The sequence below is a fragment of the Arthrobacter sp. IK3 genome, assembly GCF_051337705.1.
GTDB lineage: Bacteria > Actinomycetota > Actinomycetes > Actinomycetales > Micrococcaceae > Arthrobacter_B > Arthrobacter_B koreensis.
On record NZ_JBPPSW010000002.1, the window covers coordinates 291,475 to 308,278 of the forward strand.

Below are 16,804 nucleotides of genomic sequence, written 5' to 3' on the forward strand. Positions count from 1 at the left end.
TTCGCCAATGGTTGCTTTATTGGGTGCTGGATACCAACAATGTTGAGGACAGTTGCGGCGAGGCAATCCTGGGAGCGGGCATGGACGAGTACGTCATTGTGGTTGAAACCGGATACAAGCTGGCCTCCGCGAACCACAAGATCACCCCCACCGAACCGATGGAGCGCCTGGCCGCTGAGCGGATGTTCACCGAGATGATGGACGGCGGGCACCCCGAACTGCTGCCGGAAAAGCACAACACGTCGTTCCTGGAGGTCTCGCCCGTGGAGTTCCTGCGCCTGCACCGCGCCATGGGCGGAGCGGTGGAGCTGGACCGGGTGACCCTGGCCCGGGTTCACGGAACAGCGCACTAGGCTGCGCTCCCGCTCCGCCGCGCTTCGCAGGCGGCGTGGATCGCGGGAATGCAAGGTTCGTTCTGCAGGCTGGTGGTGTCCCCGAGCGTGGTGCCCTCGAAGAGCTGGGTGAGCAGGCGGCGCATGATCTTGCCCGAGCGGGTCTTGGGCACATCCGGAACCACGACGACGGCGGCGGGCTTGGCGATCGGCCCGATCTCCTTCGCGACGTGGGCCCGCAGCTGCGCGGTGACAGTTTCAGTATCCGGCGACGCGGAATCGGTGAGCACCACGAACGCGGCGATGGCGTGACCGGTTTTGGGATCCGCGACGGGGCAGACCCCGGCTTCCACCACCCAGGGGTGGGAAACCAGTGCGGATTCGATTTCGATCGTGGAGAGCCGGTGCCCGGAGACGTTCAGGACGTCATCCACCCGCCCCAGGATCCAGGTGTCGCCGTCGTCGTCATACCGTGCGCCGTCCCCGGCGAGGAACCAGCCCTGCTGCGCGTACTGCCGCCAGTAGGAGGAGAGGTAGCGCTGCGGATCTCCCCAGCAGGTCCGGGCCATGGACGGACCGGTCTTATCCACCACAATGAAGCCCTGTACGTTCGGGGGCACCTCGTTGCCGTGCTCGTCAACGATCCGGGTGGACACGCCGGGCAGGGCGCGGGAGGCGCAGCCGGGCTTGAAACTGGTGTCCGTCTGCCGCGGGGACAGGATGGTGGCACCGGTTTCGGACTGCCACCAGGTATCGATCACCGGAACCTCGCCGCGGCCGATGTTCTCCCGCATCCAACGCCAGGCTTCCGGGTTAACTGCTTCACCTACGGTGCCCAGCAGCCGGATGGAGGACAGGTCCCAGGTGTCCGGGACGCCGTCGGGGAACCAGCCCATGAGGGAGCGGACCAGGGTGGGGGCGGTGTAGTAGCTGGTGACCTGGTAGCGTTCGATGATTTCGAAGTGCCGGCCGGGATGCGGGGTGTTCGGTGTGCCCTCGAAGATCACCTGGGTGACGCCGTTGGAGAGCGGCCCGTAGATCTCATAGGTGTGGGCGGTGACCCAGGCCAGGTCCGCCGTGCACCAGTGGACGTCCGTGTCCCGGGCGGATTCGTCCGGATTGGCGAACAGGAACTCGTAGCTCCAGGACGCCTGCGTGAGGTAGCCGCCCATGGTGTGCACCAGGCCCTTGGGCTTTCCCGTGGTGCCGGAGGTGTACATGATGAACAGCGGCGTCTCGGCGTCGAATGCCTCCGGTTCGTGCACATTGGAGGCGGTGTCCACGGTCTCGTGCCACCAGAGATCCCGGCCTTCGGTCCAAGCGATCTCGGAGCCCGTGCGCCGGATGACCAGCACATGTTCAATCGCGTTGTCCCCGGAAACGGCCTCGTCCGCGTTGTCCTTGACCGGGACGGCGGCACCGCGCCGGAACTGGCCGTCCGTGGTGACCAGCAGCTTCGCGCGGGTGTTCTCCACCCGGAACTTCAGCGCCTCGGCCGAAAACCCGCCGAAGACCAGCGAGTGGATGGCGCCGATCCGTGCACAGGCCAGGGTGATGATGATGGTTTCGGCGATGACGGGCAGGTAGATGACCACCCGGTCGCCCTTTTCGATCCCGAGGGCCAGCAGGGCGTTGGCAGCCTTGGAGACTTCCTTCTGCAGCTGGGCGTAGGTGATGCTCCGGCGGTCACCGGGTTCGCCCTCGCAGTGCAGTGCCACTTTGTCCCCGCGCCCGGCGGCCACGTGGCGGTCCACGCAGTTCACCGCAACGTTGAGCCTGCCGCCGGTGAACCATTCGATCTCCGGCACGCTGTACTCGGCGTCGGCTTCCGGAACTTCCGGGCCGCTGAGCCGCTGCGGGGGAGTGAAGGTGTGGGCGGTGTGCCACGGCTGCTCCCACTGCAGCCGGCGGGCAGCGTCCTCCCAGAACGCGATCCGCTCTGCCTCGGAGGCGAAGTCCGGTTCGGCCGGTGTTCGGAGTGCTGTCCCTATGCCCACTTCTTCACTGCCCACTTCTCTGCGACGCCCAGCAGGGCGTCAGTCGTCTTGCCCAGGACTGCCAGCAGCACGATCGCCAGGAACATCCGGTCCGTGCGGCCGTTGTTCTGTGAGTCGGTGAGCAGGAAGCCCAGTCCCATCGAGGAGGCGATGAGTTCCGCGGCCACCAGGAACAGCCAGGACTGCGCCAGCGCCAGCCGCAGCCCGGAGAAGACAGCCGGAACGACGGCGGGCAGCTGCACCGTGGTGAGCAGCTTGATGCCGTTCAGCCCAAAGGCGCGGGCCGCTTCCACGAGGTTCTTGTCCACATGCCGCAGGGCGAGGGACACGGTGGTGAAGACCGGGAAGAACGCACCGATGGTGATCAGCGTGACCTTGGAGTCCTCGCCGATGCCCATCCAGAGGATCAGCAGCGGAACCAGCGCCAGGGACGGCACAGCACGCACGGCGCCGAACAGCGGACCGAGCAGGACGTCGGCAAGTTTCGACAGGCCCAGCAGGGCGCCGAGGACCAGGCCCAGGACCGCACCGAGCGCGAACCCGGTGAGGACGCGCTGGGTGGAGATGGCGATGTGCGTGCCCAGCTCGCCGCGCTCAATCAGGTCCGCTGCAGAGGTCAGTACGGCGCCCGGAGAGGGCAGCTGCACGGCACTGAACAGGCCCAGGACGGACACCAGCTGCCAGAGCCCCAGCAGCAGGACCGGCACCACCAGGCCCAGGACCACGCGGGCCCAGGTCCGGGACAGGACACCGCCGGAGCCGGCCTTCCGGGAAGGTGCCGGCGCCGCGGAGGCCCCGAACGGGCCTGCCGTTACGGGTGCTGCAGCGGGGGGAGGGGTGGTGCTCATCAGGAGTCCTTGATGTTTTCCGCGTTGGCGTTCTGCACGAAGCTGTCATCCAGCAGGGAGGCCACGGCGTCGTCGATCGCCTTCTGGTTGGCGACGTCGCCGGTTTCGACGAAGACCGGGCCAACCTTTTCCAGGACCGTGCGCTGGGCGTCGCCCGGGGCGGGGTCCACGTCCAGGTTGCTGCGTTCCAGGATCACGGTGCGGGCTACCTCCAGGTCCAGGCCGGCGACGTCGGCGAGGATCTGGGCGGTTTCCTCGGGGTTCTCGGCAGCCCAGGCGCGGGCCTTCTCGTAGGCGTCCACAACCGTCTGCGCCAGTTCCGGCTTGTCCTCGAGGAAGGACTCGGTGGCGTTCAGGAAGCCGTAGGTGTTGAAGTCCAGGTTCCGGTAGAGGAACTTCGCCCCGGCCTGCTCGGCGCCGGCCATGATCGGGTCCAGGCCTGACCAGGCATCCACCGAACCGTTCTCGAGGGCGGTGCGGCCGTCAGCGTGCTGCAGGTTCTCCACCGTCACGTCGGAGGTGCTCAGGCCGGCCTCTTCCAGGGCCTGGACCAGGAAGAAGTACGGGTCCGTACCCTTGGTGGCGGCCACGGACTTGCCGGCCAGGTCCGCCACGGAGGTGATGTCCGAGTCGGGTGAGACGAGGAGCCCGGCCCATTCCGGCTGCGAGTAGATGCTGATGGTCTTGATCGGCGATCCGTTGGAGCGGGCCAGCAGGGCTGCCGAACCGGCGGTGGAGCCGACGTCGATCGCTCCGGCCCGCAGGGCCTCGTTGGCCTTGTTGGAACCGGCGGACTGCACCCAGTTGACCTCCACGCCCTGCTCTTCGAGGGTGGCTTCGAGCCAGCCCTGGTCCTTGATCACCAGGCTGAGCGGGTTGTACGTGGCGAAGTCGATGTTCAGGGTGCCGCCGTCGGCTGCCTCATTGGCGGCAGCGCCGGAGGAATCCTCGCCGGCAACGCAGCCGGTCAGGGCCAGCGAAACCGCGGCGGCGGTGGCTGCCAGTGCGGTGAGGGGGCGGCGGGAGAAGCGGGGCGGGCGGCGGGAGAAGCTGGAACGGCTGTTCATGGGGATTCCTTCGAGACGGGTGGTGCGGAAAAAATTCAGGGAAAACCGGGGTTGCAGGCACAAAGGTGCTGCGGCTTGGTCCGGCAGGACGCCGGGACCGGGTGGAAAGGGGCCCTAGTGGCGGTCGACGCCGAGGCTCGCCAGGAGCTCGCCGCGCATTCGGGCAAGCTCGGCAGAGGCGCGGTCCCGGGGGCGGGCACCGGGCACGGTGATGGTCTGCGTGATGGTGGCGCCGGGTTTGCCCGGTTCGCGGCCCAGCACGATGATCCGGTCAGCCAACTGGAGGGCTTCATCGACGTCGTGCGTGACCAGCAGGACGGTCGCCGGGGCCGCGCGGTGCACGTCCAGCAGCAGGTCCTGCATCTTCAGCCGGGTCAGGGCATCGAGGGCGCCGAACGGTTCATCCAGCAGCAGGACGCCGGGTTTGCGGGCCAGGGCGCGGGCCAGCGACGCCCGCTGGGCCATGCCGCCGGACACCGCGCGGGGCTGGTGCTTGGCGAAGCTGTCCAGCTCCACCAGCTTCAGCAGTTCGGAAACCTTGGCCTTGCCTTCGCTGGCGCTGGTGCCCTTCGGCAGGCCAATCGCAACGTTGGCCTGCAGGGTCTGCCACGGCAGCAGCCGGGGCTCCTGGAATGCGACGGCGCAGCGGTCGTCGATACCGTGGACAGCGGTTCCGTCGATGAGCACCTGGCCGGTGGAAGCGGCGTCGAGCCCTGCGGTGGCGCGGAGCAGCGTGGATTTGCCGCAGCCGCTGGAGCCCAGGATCGCCAGGACTTCGCCGGGACGGACTTCAAAGTTGATGTCGCGGAGCACCACGTGGGCGTCTGCGCCGGAGCCGAAGCTGCGGCCAACGCCGTCGAACGTCACGGACAGGGCGGTGTCCGGTGCGGTGCGCGCAGCAGCGGACACGGCGTGGGACCCAGAGGACAGTACAGCAGTCATTGAACACTCCATCGGTCCTGGCAGTAGCACCCTACGGAAAACGTCCTGCCGAAAACCGGCCTCCTGCGACGTCCACCTCGCTATCGCAGTGCCTCAAGGAGGAAGTACTACGACCAGGGTTGCTGCGGCTTCACTGATCCAGGTCTCTCAGCCGCTCGGGATGGTCAAGACCCAACTAAACGCCCTGGAGCCTGTTTCCGGCAAGTCCCGGCGTAACATTTCGAATGCCGCTCCTCTTCCATCGAGATGACAGAAACTGCACGTTACAGCGCTGAAACGGGCAGTTTCTGTCATCTCGATGGTGGATGAGGGAGGGGAAGCACGACGGCGGCGGTTACGCCGCGTGACACGGCCGGGGTTGCGCTCACCCCGGGGGCCCGACGCATACTGAACCCGCAGGATCATGAGTCCCAACGCGAAGCTCTGGCTGGTTGGGCGGCAACCCTCTCCCGTAGCGGGGTGCCCCAGATGACGATCCGGTCGACCGGCAAGACCGCCGGCGGCAAGTACGGCGCCCCTGCGCGGCGTCCCGCATGCAAAGGACCCTCATGGCCACCACGCCCGCCCGCCAGATCCGCTTCAACGCCTTCGACATGAACTGCGTTGGGCACCAGTCACCGGGACTCTGGCGCCATCCCGACGACCGCTCGGCGGACTACACCAAGCTCAGCTACTGGACACACCTGGCGCAGACCTGCGAACGCGGCCTGTTTGACGGCATCTTCATTGCCGACGTGCTGGGCACGTATGACGTCTATGGCTCCTCCAACGACGCGACCCTGCGCCAGGGCACCCAGGTGCCCGTCAACGATCCGCTGCTGCTGGTTTCCGCGATGGCACTGGTGACCGAGCACCTCGGCTTCGGCGTCACCGCCGGGACGGCCTACGAGCACCCGTACCCGTTCGCGCGCCGGCTCTCCACCCTGGACCACCTCACCGAGGGACGGGTGGGCTGGAACGTGGTGACCGGCTACCTGCCGTCCGCGGCACGCAACATGGGCCAGGAAGACCAGCTGGAGCACGACGAGCGCTACAACCACGCGGACGAATACCTCGAGGTGGTCTACAAGCTGCTTGAGGGCTCCTGGGAAGACGGCGCCGTGGTGCGGGACCGGGAATCCGGCGTGTTCACCGACCCCGCCAAGGTCCATGACATCAACCATGAGGGCAAGTACTTCAAGGTCCCCGGAATCCACATTTCCGAGCCCTCCCCGCAGCGCACCCCGGTGATTTACCAGGCCGGCGCCTCACCGCGGGGCATCGCTTTCGCAGCGGAGAACGCCGAAGCGGTGTTCGTGGGCGCTCCCACCCCGGAGAAGCTGAAAGCTACCGTCACCAGGATCCGGGACGCTGCTGAAGCTGCCGGCAGGGACCGGCACTCAATCCGCATCTACACCCTGCTGACCATCATCACCGCAGCCACGGCCGAGGAAGCCGAGGCCAAGCACCAGGACTACCAGCGCTACACGAGCGACGAAGGCGCCCTGGCCCTGCTTTCCGGCTGGATGGGGGTTGACCTCTCCACCTACAACCTTGATGAGCCGCTGGGTGCCGTGAAGTCCAATGCCATCCAGTCAGCGGCCGCGAACTTCCAGAAGGTGAACGACGACGGCGCTCCCTGGACGGTGCGGGACATCGCCGCCAGCGCGGGAATCGGCGGCCTTGGTCCACGCCTGGTTGGCTCCGGTGCGGAGGTCGCGGAGGGGTTGATCCGCTGGGTGGAGGAAACCGACGTCGACGGTTTCAACCTGGCCTACGCCGTCACGCCCGGCACCTTCGAGGACGTGGTGGAGTATGTGGTGCCCGAGCTGCAGAAACGCGGGGCCTACCCCACGGAATACGCTCCCGGCACGCTGCGCAACAAGCTCTTCGGGGCCGGCGACAAGCTGCCGGAAGACCACCGCGGCGCGAAGTTCCGGCTGGCCCCCGCCGTCAACGGCTAGGAGTCCGGGGCGGCCATTGACCGGGTTCCCCGGCGCTCCTACCGTTGAGGGACCCGCAGCTTCCAGCTAAGGAGAACCCCATGGATCCATCAGCCGAAGCCTCAGGACGTGTGCTTTCCGCCGACGGAACGCCGATTGCCTGGCAACGGCAGGGAGAAGGCCCGCCGCTGGTGGTGGTGGACCCCGTGATGGTGGACCGGACCACCTCGGGGATGGCCGGTGTTGCCGAACTGCTGGCCGCCGGGCACACCGTCTACACCTATGACCGCCGAGGCAAGGGTGAGAGCGGGGACGGGGAACAGTACACCCCCGAATCCGAGGTAGACGACCTGCTGGCGGTGGTGGAGACCGCGGGCGGAACGGCGGCCCTGCTGGGAACCTCCTCCGGCGCGGTCCTGGCGCTGCGGGCCGCCTCGGAGTCCGCCGTCATTTCGAGCGTGATCGCCGTGGAACCGCCGCTCACCGAAGACAGTGACGAGGACCCGGACATCCGCCCCGAACTGGATGAGCTGCTGGCGGCAGGTGACCGGGCCGGTGCCGTACGGCTGTTCCAGGAGTCCATCGGGGTGCCGCCGGAGATGATTGAGTCTTCGGACACCAGTCCGTTCGAGCCGGCCGCGCACACCATCTCCTATGACCTGACCCTGCTGCTGGAAACCGATGTGCGGTCCCTGACCGGTATCCGCGTTCCGGTCCTGGTGCTGGCGAGTTCCGGAAGCGATGACAGGCTGCGCGAATGGGCGCGTGAAACCGCCGAGCTGCTGCCGGAAGGTTCTTTCCAGCTGCTGGAGGGGAGCTGGCACGGGCTTGATGACCGGATCCTGGCCACCGCCGTCGAGGCGTTCCTGAACTAAAGGCGGCTGGAATAGGCCCGGTGCCGGGTGCGTTTTCCCCTGAGCGTAGGGTGGGAATCCTGCATCGACTCAAGGAGGTACCGCATGGCGCACCGCAACGATCCCGAGGTCGTTACCCGGCTGCTCACGTCTAAAGGCCGCTGGGCGGTAGTGGGCCTCTCGAACAACCCGGCCCGCCCCGCCGTGGGGGTTTCACGGTTTGTCCGGGACTCCCTGGGCATGGAGATCATTCCCGTGAACCTGTCCGGCCAGGCCTTCGACGGCCAGCAGGGTTTCCGGAAGCTGGCGGAGATCCCCGGCCAGGTGGACGTTGTGGACTGCTTCGTGAACTCGGCCAAGGTGGGGGACGTCGTGGACCAGGCCATCGCGGTAGGCGCCAAGGCCGTCTGGCTGCAGCTGGGAGTGGTGGATGAAGACGCCGCGAGGCGTGCCGCGAACGCCGGGCTCGACGTCGTCATGAACACCTGCCCGGTCATTGAAGCCGGGCGTTTCGGGCTCTAGCGGCGGAGCGCCGCGCGAAACCTAGTTCCGCAGGTCCACAGGCAGGGAGCGGTGCGTCTTCCAGGCCTGGAGCATCTGGTCCCTGGTGCCGCCGGGATGCGCTGCATGCCAGTCCCGCGAGAAGCGGTTCAACTCGAATTGCCGGCCGATCGGCCGTGCCGCAGTATCCCGGGTGGCGTGCCAGTGATCCAGCGCAGCGGCCAGCGTGGCGGTGCCGTCATTGGCGGCGAAGAACTCGCGCATGGGCGCATCGAACCTGAATCCGGGGCCCAGGGCATTGACGAAGAATTCCCGCAGCACCTGGGTGCAGGGATGTCCCGCCGGAATAACGGTGTGGATGGTCAGCGGCGGAACCAGACGCTCCCGGGAGGAACGGGGACGGGTTTCCGGGGGAGGAAACGGTGCGCCGCCCAGGAATGCGGCTATCCGTTCGGTGAGCTGGTCCTTCGAACCGGCAGCGGATAGTTCCTGCGCGCGGGCGAATGCCTGCAGCTCATCCTTGAGCCAGTACCAGCGGCGGAATTCCTCCGGCCCAAGCGAAGGGGCGAGGGCGGGGCGTTCCGTAGCTGTCACGTTCCCATCCTCCCGGACAGGCCGGAGAATCGGTGCTCCCGCGCCGGGCCCGGGCCAAGTGATTTCAGAGCTTCGGTGCGGGATGGCGCAGGACGCCGGAAGACGTAACAAAACCGATTGTGACGCCGGAGCACGTTACGTGCCGACGCATTGGGCCGCACGGGGAAATGTTCTGGCCCTACCGGGGTACGCGCGGCTTAGATAGTTCCGTAACCATCCAGAGCGGCTGAGAGACCTGGCTCCGTGACGCCGCAGCAACCCCCTTCCGCGGGCAATCCCGCCGAAGCAGGGTGCTACCGCCAGGACCGATGGAGAAGCACCTGCTCTTATCCGGTCCGTGTTCCCGTGCCCTGAGGTCCGGGTCCCGTTCCTTCCCGCAGCGTGCACCTCTTCCCGGGCTTAGACCGCAGGAGGACAGCATGATCCGGATTGAAAACGTCTCTACCGTCTTCGGAGGCGGTGAATCGGCCTTTACCGCTGTGGACAACGTCAGCCTGGCCATTCCCAGGGGAAGCATCCAGGGCATCATCGGGTTCTCCGGGGCCGGCAAGTCCACCCTGCTGCGCAACATCAACCTGCTGGAACGGCCCAGCGCCGGCCGGGTACTGGTGGACGGCACGGACCTCACCCAATTGGGGGACGGTGAGCTGCGTGCCGCACGGCATGAGATCGGCATGATCTTCCAGCACTTCAACCTGCTGAACAACCGCACCGCGGCGCAGAACGTTGAGCTCTCGCTGAAGTTCGCCGGAGTGAAGAGTGCCGCTGAGCGGCGCGCCCGGGCATTGGAGGCGCTCGCCGTCGTCGACCTTTCGGAGAAGGCCGGAACCTACCCGGCGAAACTTTCCGGCGGGCAGAAGCAGCGCGTCGCCATTGCCCGCGCCCTGGCCACCCGCCCCAAGGTGCTGCTGTGCGACGAACCGACCTCCGCCGTCGATCCGCGCACCACGGCCTCCGTGCTGCAGTACCTCAGTGATGTGAACGCCCGTTTCGGCATCACGATCGTGGTGGTGACCCATGAAATGAATGTCATCAAGGCCATCGCGGACAACGTGGCCGTCATGGAGGAAGGCCGCGTGGTGGAGCAGTTTGCGCTCGCGGAACTCTCCCGTCCCGGCTTCACTCCGGCCACGGCGATCGGCCGGTACCTGATCTCGGATGAGATCACCCTGGACCGCGCTGCCCGGGAAGGAGCCCGCGTTGCTTGAGCGCATTGCCGAAGTGTGGCCGGAACTGCTCGCCGCCCTGGGCCAGACCGGCACCATGCTGCTGGTGGCCATTCCCCTTGCGGTGCTGATCGGCACCCCGCTGGGGGTTCTCCTGTACGCCCTCGGCCCGGATGGACTGGCACACAAGCCCAGGCTCCACCGGATCCTGGACTCGCTGGTGAACCTGGTGCGGTCCTTTCCGTTCCTGATCCTGCTGATCGCCATCATCCCGTTTACCCGGTTCGTGGTGGGAACCACCATCGGAACGGCAGCCGTGATTGTGCCGCTGACCATCAACGCCATTCCCTACTTCGCCCGGTTCGTGGAACAGAACCTCACCGCGCTCGGCGGAGGAGTGGTGGAAGCCGCCCGTTCCATGGGCGCCACCCGCGGGCAGATCGTGCGGGACGTCCTGCTGGTCGAAGCCCGTCCGGCGCTGATCAGCTCAATCACCATCATGACGGTCAGCTTCATTTCCTACTCCGCGATGGCCGGCCTGGTGGGCGGCGGCGGAATCGGCGACTTCGCCATCCGCTACGGCTACTACCGCTATGAGACCGGGCTGATGCTCACCGCCATCGTGCTGATGGTCCTGCTGGTCCAGGCCGTGCAGCTGGGCGGCTCCTGGCTCTCCCGCCGCGCCGACAAGCGACTCTAGCCTTCCCATTCCTACCGAAAGAACCCCATGAGCACTCCCAGTACCCGCTTCAACGGGCCGCGTCCGCGCCTGCTGCTGAACGCCTTCCTGATGAACACCACCAGCCACATCCGCGGCGGGCAGTGGCGCCACCCGGACGCCGAACAGCACCGCTTCAACGAACTGTCCTTCTGGACGGACCTGGCCCGCCGGCTCGAAGACGCGAAATTCGACGCCCTGTTCTTCGCCGACGTCGTGGGCCTGTACGGCAACCACGACGGCGGCTGGGCCTCCCACGTGCGCCGCGGCCTGCAGGTGCCGGCCAACGATCCGCTGCTGCTGCTTGCCGCCCTCTCCGGTGCCACCAGCAACATTGGGCTCGCAGCGACGTCGTCCGTGGTGCAGAGCCACCCCTTCCACTTCGCCCGGCAGCTCTCCACGCTGGACCATCTCTCGGGCGGCCGGGCCGGCTGGAACATCGTCACGTCCGTACTGGAGAACGCGCACCGCAACTTCGGCGGGGACGGCCTCACCGAACACGACCGACGCTATGACTGGGCGGACGAATACACCGACGCCGTCTACAAGCTCTGGGAAGGGTCCTGGGACGAGGGCGCGCTCATCCAGGACAAGGACGCCGGGGTGCACGCGGACCCGGACAAGGTCCACAAGATCCACCACCGCGGCGAGCGCTACTCCATTGACGGGCCGCACCTGAGCTCACCGTCCCCGCAGCGCACCCCGGTGCTCTTCCAGGCCGGCAGCTCCGGGCGCGGTCAGCAGTTCGCTGCCGCCAACGCCGAAGCAACCTTCATCTTTGCGCCCAACCCGGCCCATGCCGCGAAGGTAGCCGCCGGAGTCCGGGCCCGTGCTGTGGAAGCCGGACGGCTCCCGGATGACATCAAGGTGTTCACCGGCCTGTCCTTCGTGGTGGGCGGAACCGAGGCGGAAGCGCAGCGGAAGAAAGCCGAACAGGATGAATACCTGGACCTGGACGCGGTCATCGCCCACATTGGCGGCGGCCTGGGCATCGACCTCGGCGGCCTGGACCTGGACACCCCGCTGGGAGACGTGCAGACCGAAGGCGGGCGCGGCGTGCTGCAGGCCATTATCGACTCCACCCCGGGCGGCAACCCCACCCTGGCGGACGTCGCCCGCTACCGCACCGAGGCCCAGCAGGTCACCGGCACGCCGGAACAGATCGCCGACGAGCTTGAACGCTGGCAGGACGCCGGCGTGGACGGCATCAACATCATCAACGCCGTCCTGCCCGGCTCCTACACGGACTTCATCGACGGGGTGCTGCCCGAACTGCGCCGCCGGGGCCTGGCCCAAAGCGACTACGCCCCGGGCACGCTGCGGGAGAAGCTTTTCGGTGCCGGCCCGCTGCTGAACGAACGCCACCGTGCCGCCGCATTCCGCGGAGCCTTCACGAACACCCTTGCAACGTCAGGAGCCAACTGATGACCGCCAGCCTGCTGACCCGTTACGGCCATACCTCGGCCCCGGAGGCTGTCCCCTGGTTTGAGATCGCCGACGAGGTCGCCGCAATCCTCGGCGCGGATGCCCTGGAACGCGACGCCGCCAACAAGCCGCCGTTCACGGAAGTCGAAATCCTCCGCCGGTCCGGGCTGCTGCCGCTGACCATTCCGGCCCGCTTCGGCGGTGCCGGAATCAGCTGGAGCACCGCGTTCGAGATTGTGCAGCGGGTGGCGCGGGCGGACAACTCGATTGGCCAGCTGCTGGGCTACCACTACATTTTCCAGGCCTTCCCCTACATCGACCTCGATCCGGCGCGGGGGCAGGACCTCGCGGACGAGTGCCTGATCCACCAGTGGCTCTGGTCCTCCACCGGCACGCCCCAGGGTCCCCAGGCCACCGCCGTCCGCACCCGAGGCGGCTACCTGGTGACGGGCAGGAAACCGTTTGCAACCGGCAGCCGGGTGGCGGACAGGATTTACGCGAGGGCAGTGCTCGACGACGGCTCCCGGCTGGCGCTGGTCATCGACACCGCCTCCGAGGGCGTGGTGCGCCACGATGACTGGGACGTCCTCGGTTCCCGCCTCACAGCCACCAACACCATCGAGTTCCGGGACGTGTTCGTGCCGGACTCCGAGGTGATCACCAACCTGGGAACGCATGACGGCGAACGCCTCCCGCACCAGGTCCTGACCACACCCGCGTTCCAGCTGCTCTTCGCCCACGCCTACCTCGCTGCCGCGGAAGGAGCGGTCCTTGCCGCCCGGGATTACACCCTCGGCTCCGCCCGGCCATGGTTCCACGCGGAGGTTGAATCGGCGTCGGACGATCCGTTTATCCAGAACCACTACGGATCCTTCACCGCGAGGCTCCAGGCGCTGGCCGCCGTCGTCGAGCAGGCCACCACCGCCCTGCAGTGGGCGTTCGACGCCGGGGACTCGCTCACCGCCACGGACCGGGCCGGAGTCGCCGAGCAGATCGCCGCGGCGAAGGTCACCGCCCACGAGGTGTCTCTCGATGTCACGGCGCGGATCTTCGACGTCACCGGTGCCCGGGCGGCCGGAAGCAAATACGGGTTCGACAGGTACTGGCGGGACGTCCGCACCCACACCCTGCATGACCCCGTTGCCTGGAAATACAACGAACTGGGCCGGTTCTTCCTGAACGGGACCGAACCGGTTCCCTCCGCCTACCGCTAAACACACTCGCACTTCTTCGAAGGAATACCCATGGAACGCAGGAACTTTCTCAAACTCGCACTTGCCGGTGCCGGAACCGCTTCACTGGCCGCCGCCACCGGATGCGGCCTGACCGGCGGGGCATCGGCGTCGGGCGACAAGACCATCAAGATCATTGCCACCGAATCGGCGCCCTACCAGGAGCCCACCAAAATCGCCGCCGAGCTGCTCAAGGCCAAGGGATGGACGCTGGAAGCCACCTACGTCACGGACATCATCCAGCCGAACCTCGCGGTTTCCAACGGCGAATTCGATGCCAACTACTTCCAGCACGGCGCGTACCTGCAGCAGTTCAACGTGGACCAGAAGCTCGAAGTGCAGCCGTTGTTCTACGTTTACGGGTCGCCGGCCGGGATCTGGTCCAAGCGCTACTCCAGCCTGCAGGACCTGCCCGACGGCGCCAGGATCGCCCTGCCGGTGGACCCGGCTAACAACGGGCGCGGGCTGGTGCTGCTGCGTGACGCCGGGTTGTTGGAACTCAAGGACGGAGTGGGCGTAATCCACACGTCACAGGAAAGCATCACGGCGAACCCGAAGAACTTCGAGTTCGTTGAGGTTGACCAGCAGTCCCTGTCCAAGACGCTGCCTGACGTGGACGCCGGGTTCCTGTTCGTGCGGCTGGCTGCGGAGATCGGCCTGTTCCCGGATGACGCGCTGGCCTTTGAGAAGGAAGCGGACCAGATTCCGTTCCGCTGCGTGGTGGCCGGAACGGCGGCATTCGCCGACTCCGAGAAGGCGCGTGCGCTGCAGGAGGCGTACCAGTCACCCGAAGTCCGGGAGTGGTTCGCCGGTTACCTGGACGGTGTGCTGCCCACTCCCTGGGACGCGGATCCGCTGGAGGAACTCGACTCCTGGTGGCAGGCCTAGAGTTTGCCGAACCGGGCCCGGATCAGGGCCATGTACAGGCCGTAGAAGATCAGTCCAACACCGACGGCGCCCAGCACCAGCCAGCCCAGTGGGGCCTCATGGAGGGCGCGCAGGGCGCCGTCGAGTCCGGTGGACTTTTCCGGATCCGCCGTCACGGCAGCGGCGATCACCAGTACGCCGAGGATCAGCAGGGAGACGCCCTTGGCCACGAACCCGGCGATCCCGGTGGTGGTGGCCGTGCGCTGCCAGGTCCGGCCGGGAACGGCCTTGAGGTCATTGCGGAACCTGCGGGTCACCCCCTTGAAGATGAAGTAAATGCCGATTCCGGCGATCACCGCTCCGGCAAGGCCCACCAGCCACTGCCCGGCCGGCTGGCTGAGCACCCGGCCGGTCCAGGTGACCTGGCTCTGCTCGCTGTCGCTGGAGCCGCCCAGGGCGAACACGCCGAAGCTCACGCCGATGGCTCCGTAAACCACGGCCGAACCGGCATCAGAGGCGCGCTTCTTCCAGACCTCCTTGCGGTCTTCGCCGGAATCCAGGAATACGCGCGTTGCCTGGAACAGAGCCAGGGCGAGGCAGCCAAGGAAGCAGGCCCAGATCAGGAAGATGCCGCCCGGCTGGTCCGCGAGTGCTGCCACGGCACCGGATGAATCGGCGTCGCCCCCGCCGCCTCCGGCGATCTGCAACGCGATGAGGCCGATCAGCGCGTGCAGCAGCCCGCTGGCCACGTAGCCCATGCGCGCCGCGCGTTCGAACGACTTCGAGTCGGCTGCCCGCCCTGCGGCCTGGGCAACCCTGCCCCCGCGTGTGCCTTCCATGCCCAATGTCTCCTCCAGCGCCCCGGCGGCTGACCCGGGGGCGCAGCCGCATAGTTCGTGTGCTTAGTGATGTGCTTCCATCCTGCCATCTGTGATGCACCGGGACCTACGCGGGGCTAAGGTCGGGTTATGGACGCCGCATCGCTGAGGCAGTACTGCCTGTCCCTGACCGGATCATATGAAGACTTTCCATTCGGCCCGGAAACCTCGGTGTTCAAGGTGCGTGCCGGCGGCCCGGCCCGGCCGGCGAAGATGTTTGCCATGAGCACGCTGGCGGCGGATCCGCTGATGGTCAGCCTTAAATGCGAACCCGAGCTGGCCCTGCAGCTGCGGGCGGCCCACCCCGAGATTTCCGGGGCATGGCATATGAACAAGACGCACTGGAACCAGCTGGACCTCACAGGAGGGCTGGAGGAAGAACTGGTCCGGAACCTCGTGGAGGACTCCTATGACCTGGTGGTTGCGTCCCTGCCGCGGCGGGACCGCGAGTCGCTGGCCTGGAAGGGCCTGGCCGAAGGGTGAGCCCGCTGACCTATCCGGATCCCGGCTTCACTGAGCGCACGTACCCGGCTCCGCTGGAGGCCGGGTGGCCTGAGGGCTACCGGCTGGTGCTGCGGTCCGAGCTGATGGACGTGCCGGACCCGGCCGCGGCTTTCCTGCGGCTGGCGGACGGCGTACTGGACTGGGACCTGCACCGGGGCTCAGGGCTGCGGGTTGCTGCGGACACGCCGCGGGCTGCGGCAGGAGTGGAAATGGCCTCGGGAACGGGGTTTGGCCGGCTGCGCTGGCGGGCGCCGTGCCGGGTGTTGTGGAGTGCTGAACCGCTGCTCGACGGCGGTGTACCGGTTTCCGGGCAGCGCGCCGGTTTTGGCTACGGCACGCTGCGGGGGCATCCGGTGGCCGGAGAGGAGGGCTTCTACGCGGAACTCACGGCGGACGGGCAGCTGCTCTTCCGGGTCGCCGCCTACAGCCGTCCCGCCAACTGGATCATGACTCTGGGCAGTCCGGTGACCCGGTGGACGCAGGAGCTCATTACCCGACGCTATTTCCGGGCTGCCCGGCGTCTTGCCGGGGGAAGTCCTGCGGCGACTCGGTAGTAAAGAGGCTGCGGGTGAAGTTGAAGGCCAGCAGCGAGGGCAGGCCGGTGCTGATGGTCGGCTGGTCAAGGGCGAGTCCCACCAGGAGCAGGACGACGCAGACGCCCAGCATGATGGCACTGAACATCCGGCTGCCGCCGCCCCGCAGCAGAAGCCCTGTGGACTCGGGGCCCCGCCGGTACTGCACCAGGCACCAGATACTGCCCGCAATGCCGAAGACACCGCACCCCGACGCGATCCAGGGAACCGCGGCATCGTAGCCACCGCCGTCGGGCAGGTAGGGAAGGTTCACCGCCACGGACACGGTTCCCATGAGCAGGAGCAGTAACCCAAGAAGCAGCAGCGCGCGTCTGCTGCTGCGTGCAGGTGCAGTCATTTTCGGCCCCCTTCGAAAGCTGAGCCG

18 protein-coding genes and 2 riboswitches are annotated in these 16,804 nt (G+C 67.2%); of the genes, 11 read left to right on the forward strand and 7 right to left on the reverse strand.

Translation table 11 applies throughout. The annotated features are described in order from the left end of the window. The first annotated feature begins 23 nt into the window (after positions 1 to 23). Positions 24 to 353 (forward strand): hypothetical protein, encoded by a 330-nt coding sequence (locus ACSLGO_RS04090; RefSeq protein WP_325786113.1) that lies wholly within the window; start codon positions 24 to 26, stop codon positions 351 to 353. Here the strand turns inward: ACSLGO_RS04090 and acs are convergent. From acs to ACSLGO_RS04110, 4 genes are all read right to left on the reverse strand, one after another. Beyond that, the gene (gene acs, locus ACSLGO_RS04095) at positions 350 to 2,323 is read right to left on the reverse strand and encodes an acetate--CoA ligase (protein ID WP_436400022.1); all 1,974 of its coding nucleotides are present in this window, start codon (positions 2,321 to 2,323) and stop codon (positions 350 to 352) included. The genes ACSLGO_RS04090 and acs overlap by 4 nt on opposite strands. Continuing rightward, positions 2,320 to 3,177: an ABC transporter permease gene (locus ACSLGO_RS04100; protein WP_277664855.1), complete on the reverse strand. Its 858-nt coding sequence runs from the start codon at positions 3,175 to 3,177 to the stop codon at positions 2,320 to 2,322. The genes acs and ACSLGO_RS04100 overlap by 4 nt, the downstream gene beginning before the upstream one ends. Then, positions 3,177 to 4,244 (reverse strand): aliphatic sulfonate ABC transporter substrate-binding protein, encoded by a 1,068-nt coding sequence (locus tag ACSLGO_RS04105; RefSeq protein ID WP_277664856.1) that lies wholly within the window; start codon positions 4,242 to 4,244, stop codon positions 3,177 to 3,179. Before ACSLGO_RS04105 ends, ACSLGO_RS04100 begins: the two co-directional genes overlap by 1 nt. Positions 4,245 to 4,358: 114 nt before the next feature. Then, on the reverse strand, positions 4,359 to 5,186 hold the full coding sequence (locus tag ACSLGO_RS04110; RefSeq protein WP_091600705.1) for an ABC transporter ATP-binding protein: 828 nt from the start codon (positions 5,184 to 5,186) through the stop codon (positions 4,359 to 4,361). Positions 5,187 to 5,585: 399 nt separating this feature from the next. Further along, positions 5,586 to 5,701: riboswitch (SAM riboswitch) on the forward strand. 33 nt (positions 5,702 to 5,734) lie between these two features. Here ACSLGO_RS04110 and ACSLGO_RS04115 point away from each other — a divergent pair. The 3 genes from ACSLGO_RS04115 to ACSLGO_RS04125 all read left to right on the forward strand — a co-directional run bounded on the left by ACSLGO_RS04115 (position 5,735) and on the right by ACSLGO_RS04125 (position 8,484). After that, entirely contained in the window at positions 5,735 to 7,129 is a 1,395-nt protein-coding gene (locus ACSLGO_RS04115) for an LLM class flavin-dependent oxidoreductase (protein WP_436399991.1), read from the forward strand. An 80-nt stretch (positions 7,130 to 7,209) separates the two neighbouring features. Then, positions 7,210 to 7,983, forward strand: a complete 774-nt coding sequence (locus tag ACSLGO_RS04120; RefSeq protein ID WP_091600703.1) for an alpha/beta fold hydrolase — start codon at positions 7,210 to 7,212, stop codon at positions 7,981 to 7,983. An 84-nt stretch (positions 7,984 to 8,067) separates the two neighbouring features. After that, a complete protein-coding gene (locus ACSLGO_RS04125) occupies positions 8,068 to 8,484 on the forward strand; it encodes a CoA-binding protein (RefSeq protein WP_325786109.1) in 417 nt (138 codons plus the stop codon). Between the two features lie 21 nt (positions 8,485 to 8,505). On the opposite strand, the gene ACSLGO_RS04130 is transcribed toward ACSLGO_RS04125, so the two are convergent. Then, entirely contained in the window at positions 8,506 to 9,057 is a 552-nt protein-coding gene (locus ACSLGO_RS04130; protein WP_263128004.1) for an SAP domain-containing protein, read from the reverse strand. 210 nt (positions 9,058 to 9,267) lie between these two features. Further along, a riboswitch (SAM riboswitch) is annotated at positions 9,268 to 9,372 on the forward strand. A 104-nt stretch (positions 9,373 to 9,476) separates the two neighbouring features. Here ACSLGO_RS04130 and ACSLGO_RS04135 point away from each other — a divergent pair. Genes ACSLGO_RS04135 through ACSLGO_RS04155 form a run of 5 tightly spaced genes read left to right on the forward strand, consistent with a single transcriptional unit; the run spans position 9,477 to position 14,486 of the window. Further along, positions 9,477 to 10,265 carry a methionine ABC transporter ATP-binding protein gene (locus tag ACSLGO_RS04135; protein ID WP_152274178.1) on the forward strand — a complete coding sequence of 263 codons (789 nt, stop codon included), beginning with the start codon at positions 9,477 to 9,479 and terminating at the stop codon, positions 10,263 to 10,265. Beyond that, positions 10,258 to 10,923 carry a methionine ABC transporter permease gene (locus ACSLGO_RS04140; protein WP_091600699.1) on the forward strand — a complete coding sequence of 222 codons (666 nt, stop codon included), beginning with the start codon at positions 10,258 to 10,260 and terminating at the stop codon, positions 10,921 to 10,923. Before ACSLGO_RS04135 ends, ACSLGO_RS04140 begins: the two co-directional genes overlap by 8 nt. Positions 10,924 to 10,950: 27 nt before the next feature. Beyond that, entirely contained in the window at positions 10,951 to 12,366 is a 1,416-nt protein-coding gene (locus ACSLGO_RS04145) for an LLM class flavin-dependent oxidoreductase (protein ID WP_152274179.1), read from the forward strand. Continuing rightward, on the forward strand, positions 12,366 to 13,580 hold the full coding sequence (locus tag ACSLGO_RS04150; protein WP_436399994.1) for an acyl-CoA dehydrogenase family protein: 1,215 nt from the start codon (positions 12,366 to 12,368) through the stop codon (positions 13,578 to 13,580). The genes ACSLGO_RS04145 and ACSLGO_RS04150 overlap by 1 nt, the downstream gene beginning before the upstream one ends. A 30-nt stretch (positions 13,581 to 13,610) precedes the next feature. Continuing rightward, on the forward strand, positions 13,611 to 14,486 hold the full coding sequence (locus tag ACSLGO_RS04155) for a MetQ/NlpA family ABC transporter substrate-binding protein (RefSeq protein ID WP_226802363.1): 876 nt from the start codon (positions 13,611 to 13,613) through the stop codon (positions 14,484 to 14,486). On the opposite strand, the gene ACSLGO_RS04160 is transcribed toward ACSLGO_RS04155, so the two are convergent. After that, on the reverse strand, positions 14,483 to 15,304 hold the full coding sequence (locus ACSLGO_RS04160) for a DUF1206 domain-containing protein (RefSeq protein ID WP_091600695.1): 822 nt from the start codon (positions 15,302 to 15,304) through the stop codon (positions 14,483 to 14,485). The genes ACSLGO_RS04155 and ACSLGO_RS04160 overlap by 4 nt on opposite strands. 129 nt (positions 15,305 to 15,433) lie before the next feature. On the opposite strand from ACSLGO_RS04160, the gene ACSLGO_RS04165 reads away from it, so the two are divergent. After that, a complete protein-coding gene (locus ACSLGO_RS04165) occupies positions 15,434 to 15,826 on the forward strand; it encodes an MmcQ/YjbR family DNA-binding protein (protein WP_091600694.1) in 393 nt (130 codons plus the stop codon). Then, the gene (locus ACSLGO_RS04170; RefSeq protein WP_226802364.1) at positions 15,823 to 16,401 is read left to right on the forward strand and encodes a DUF1990 family protein; all 579 of its coding nucleotides are present in this window, start codon (positions 15,823 to 15,825) and stop codon (positions 16,399 to 16,401) included. The genes ACSLGO_RS04165 and ACSLGO_RS04170 overlap by 4 nt, the downstream gene beginning before the upstream one ends. Here the strand turns inward: ACSLGO_RS04170 and ACSLGO_RS04175 are convergent. Next, a complete protein-coding gene (locus ACSLGO_RS04175) occupies positions 16,337 to 16,777 on the reverse strand; it encodes a hypothetical protein (protein WP_436399997.1) in 441 nt (146 codons plus the stop codon). The genes ACSLGO_RS04170 and ACSLGO_RS04175 overlap by 65 nt on opposite strands. Positions 16,778 to 16,804 lie beyond the last annotated feature (27 nt).